2 protein-coding genes are annotated in these 1,617 nt (G+C 67.8%); both read left to right on the plus strand.

Features of this window, described 5'->3' with window-relative positions; all coding sequences use genetic code 11:
• The first annotated feature begins 196 nt into the window (after positions 1–196).
• A complete protein-coding gene (locus tag H300_RS0121645) occupies positions 197–1,027 on the plus strand; it encodes an IS5 family transposase (protein WP_028429049.1) in 831 nt (276 codons plus the stop codon).
• A complete protein-coding gene (locus H300_RS0121650; RefSeq protein ID WP_028429050.1) occupies positions 1,024–1,446 on the plus strand; it encodes a hypothetical protein in 423 nt (140 codons plus the stop codon). The genes H300_RS0121645 and H300_RS0121650 overlap by 4 nt, the downstream gene beginning before the upstream one ends.
• The last annotated feature ends 171 nt before the right edge of the window (positions 1,447–1,617 follow it).

The following is a 1,617-nucleotide window of genomic DNA, read 5'->3' on the forward strand; positions in this document are numbered from 1 at the left end:
GGCGTCCTTGGCCGTCGCGGTGAGGTCACCGATCTTGGTCTTCTGCTCCATCTTCTCCGCGAGCGCGTCGAGCTGGCACAAGGCGTATGCCTGAGAGGGCGGTATGTGACGTAGTGCCGCGTTTGTCGTCGCTGGAACGTGTGGCGCAGGCGTATCGGGGCTGATCGGGGAGTCGTGTCGTGCTGGAGTGTTTCTCGTGAGCGACCGCCAGCCCTACAAGAGCGACTTGTCCGACGAGCGGTGGGCCCTGATCGAGCCCGTCATCGCTTCCTGGAAGGCCCGGCATCCCTCCGTCAGCGGCCACCGGGGCGCCTACGAGATGCGGGAGATCGTCAACGCTCTGCTCTACCAGTCCCGTACCGGCTGCCAGTGGGACTACCTCCCCCACGACCTGCCCCCGGTCGGCGCGGTGAAGTACTACTTCTACAAGTGGCGCGACGACGGTACCGACCAGACCCTTCACGATCTGCTGCGCTGGCAGGTCCGCGAGAGCCGTGGGCGCAAGGCCGACCCGAGCCTGGTGGTGCTCGACACGCAGAGCCTGCACGCGGCGGCCGGGGTACCTGCCGCCACCACCGGACGGGACGCGGCAAAAAAAGTCCCGGGCCGCAAGCGCGACCTGGCAGTTGATGTTCTCGGTCTGGTGATCGCGGTGGTGGTGCTGGCCGCGTCCGCGCACGACAACGCCGCCGGCATCGCCTTGCTGGACAAGGTCGCCGCCGACACCGACACGGTGCAGAAGGCCCTGGTCGACCAGGGCTTCAAGACCACCGTCGTCGACCACGGGCAGAAGGTGGGCATCGACGTCGAGGTCGTCGAGCGCAACCCGACGACCAGCGGTTTCGTCCCTCAGCCCAAGAGGTGGGTGGTGGAGCAGGTGAACGGGATCATGATGCTGCACCGCAGGCTGGTCCGCGACTACGAGCACCGGCCCGCCTCGGCCGAGTCGAGGGTGTACTGGGCCATAAGCGACCGTATGTCCAGGATACTCACCGCGACCTCCACCCCCACCTGGCGCGGCGCGTGAGCGACAGCGAGCTGACCCTGGGAGCGGTGCTGGCACGCCTGGAGGAGCAGGAGCGCGAGATCGCCGTCCAAGCTGAGACCACGCGAGAACGCATCGCGGAACTCACCGCGCAGCTGGAGGAGTTCGGCCGGGTCGCCGAGAAGGTGCGTATCACCCGCAAGACGCTGCTGGCGCTGCCCGAGCCCGCCTCGCCGGCATCGCCGCCCGTGAAGCTGCCTGACCATCCGGCCTACCAGCAGATCATGGCGGTGTTCGCCGCGGCCGACGCCCCGCTGCGGGCGCGGGCGGTCTGCGAGGCGATGGACCAGGAGATCGCACCCAACAACGTCAACAACGTCCGGCTCAAGCTCAAACGGCTGGCCGAACGCGGCATCCTGATCGAGCCCGAGCAGGGCTTGTTCACCAAGCCGCAGACGTAACCGCTTGGTCAGCCACGACCAGCCCGACAGCCCCACCCGAAAGCCCGAAACGGGCATCACGTCACGTACTGCCCTCTGAAGACGACCGCACCGATCCAGAGCAAGCTCGCCGGGCACGGGGTGAAGCCCGCCGAGCACTACCCCGACTCCGGCCACCCCTCGGCCGACCTG

It is taken from the genome of Streptomyces sp. TAA040, from assembly GCF_000424845.1.